General features: G+C 37.2%; 5 protein-coding genes. All 5 read left to right on the forward strand.

Annotated features, from left to right (window positions below):
• A partial coding sequence (locus tag HMPREF2805_RS02635; protein ID WP_075231268.1) for a DUF1642 domain-containing protein occupies nucleotides 1–389 on the forward strand: 389 nt, incomplete at its 5' end.
• Nucleotides 389–775 (forward strand): hypothetical protein, encoded by a 387-nt coding sequence (locus HMPREF2805_RS02640; RefSeq protein WP_075231269.1) that lies wholly within the window; start codon nucleotides 389–391, stop codon nucleotides 773–775. The genes HMPREF2805_RS02635 and HMPREF2805_RS02640, both read left to right, overlap by 1 nt.
• Nucleotides 772–1,032 carry a DUF1372 family protein gene (locus HMPREF2805_RS02645; RefSeq protein WP_075231270.1) on the forward strand — a complete coding sequence of 87 codons (261 nt, stop codon included), beginning with the start codon at nucleotides 772–774 and terminating at the stop codon, nucleotides 1,030–1,032. The genes HMPREF2805_RS02640 and HMPREF2805_RS02645 overlap by 4 nt, the downstream gene beginning before the upstream one ends.
• Nucleotides 1,029–1,514: a MazG-like family protein gene (locus tag HMPREF2805_RS02650; RefSeq protein WP_075231271.1), complete on the forward strand. Its 486-nt coding sequence runs from the start codon at nucleotides 1,029–1,031 to the stop codon at nucleotides 1,512–1,514. Before HMPREF2805_RS02645 ends, HMPREF2805_RS02650 begins: the two co-directional genes overlap by 4 nt.
• Nucleotides 1,515–1,554: 40 nt before the next feature.
• On the forward strand, nucleotides 1,555–1,738 hold a 184-nt coding region (locus HMPREF2805_RS02655; RefSeq protein WP_083301266.1), incomplete at its 3' end, for a DUF3310 domain-containing protein.

Genomic DNA, 1,738 nt, shown 5'->3' on the forward strand with positions numbered 1-1,738 from the left:
TAGACGAACCAGAAACAGTCGCAATCCCTCAGTACGTGGCGGATTATATAGAGTTTAAAAAGGCAAACAATTTTCATGTTTATGGGGCGATGAGAGTGATTGAAGATCATTACGATAAGAGAGTCCCTGAGTGGTTTTACGAAGACAATATCGAAAAATTCTGTCTTGCTTGGATTCTAGGCTATGAGGTCGAGAAAGAGAGGAAATATATTGTAACTCTGAAATCAAGTGGACAAAAGTTGTACTATCACACTGAAGATGAGGATTATATTTTCTCTAGTTATGATGAAGTATTCTATTCAGGATATCATACTAAAACCGATCTAGAAGAAAATGACATGAGTTGGGTATTTGATTGCCCTGGTATGGAAATTCAAGAGGTGGAGTGATGAATGATGAAGTCTTTGAAGAATTGAAAAAACTTATGAGTTATTTTCCTGACTCATTTATAAACAGACAATTAGAACTTATTCTCATCCCAAAAACAAACACATACTTTTCTTTAAGAGATTGTTTGACAAAGAATGATGTCATTTCAAAGGTACTAATGTGGTGTACTAGAGATATAGATAAAGGCGAGCCTTATCAACAACGAAAACGAAATATCGACTTTTATGTGGATAATCGCGATCGTTTGAGAAAATATTTAGGTGCAGATATCGATGTGCATGTGGTTTATAATCGCTTAGGAAATGGAACCAACAAAGAACTCACACACAGATTTATCGAAAGTGGTTTTGATATGAATTTACTTTATAAGGAGGTCATAGATTGAAACGATTCATAGCTATCTGGATTCTTCTGTCTGCTGGATTGAACATCTGGCAGATGGATAAAATCCGGAATTTAGAAGAGAAGAAGCCAGTGGTTATCTACAAGGCTGATAATCAAGGAGCAGAGATATTCGGAAAAGTCCTTGAAAAAGGACGACACGGAAAGCTATACACGCTTACGATTCGTGACTACGGGGTGTTCGTGGTTACGAAAGAAGTGTATGAGAAAGTGAAAATTGGGGATGAGGTGAGATTATGAACACATTAGAAAATGTAAAACAATGGTTTATAGACCGTGACCTTGAAAACGGTGGCCGGCTGAACAAGCAGTCATTAAAACTTAGCGAAGAGTTCGGTGAGTTATGCGCAGGCTATCTCAAAAAGAATGAGCAACTGACCAAGGACAGCATCGGAGATTGCGCAGTCGTGATTGTCGGTCTGGCCTTGCTGATTAAGGTAGACGTGCAGGAGATTTTTAAATCATCAGAAAATGATAGAGATGTAATGACATGTTTTGGTTTTTTAAATAAAAATATAAGCGAATTTCAATTATATCAAGATTACTTTGCTAAGGAAGTTCGTAAATCAAGCTTGATCCGTACAATAATCTGGTTAAAATCAATCAGCAATGCTCTCGGTTATGATTTTGAAGAGTGTTTTGAACTAGCTTACCAAGAAATCAAAGACCGCAAAGGCCGTTGGATTGACGGAACTTTCGTAAAAGAGGAGGATTTGGCATGAGACCAAAATACAGAAATAAGGAGCTTTTGGAGGATAAAAAATGGAACTAGAAATAATTGACAACGTAAACAAGCCGAGCCACTACCAAGGTCGGTACGGTATGGAGTCCATAGATGCTTTAAGGAACTTCATGACACCAGAACAATTGAAAGGCTTCTTTTTAGGTAATAGCTTAAAATACCTACTAAGACACCAAAAGAAAAACGGTCTTGAAGACCTGAAAA

It is taken from the genome of Streptococcus sp. HMSC034E03, from assembly GCF_001811505.1.
In the GTDB taxonomy this organism is placed as follows: domain Bacteria; phylum Bacillota; class Bacilli; order Lactobacillales; family Streptococcaceae; genus Streptococcus.

Bases quoted from the DNA above. Each gene is read 5' to 3' on its own strand.
- HMPREF2805_RS02650 (WP_075231271.1), top strand. From the start codon at position 1,029: ATGAACACATTAGAAAATGTAAAACAATGGTTTATAGACCGTGACCTT.
- HMPREF2805_RS02640 (WP_075231269.1), top strand. From the start codon at position 389: ATGAATGATGAAGTCTTTGAAGAATTGAAAAAACTTATGAGTTATTTT.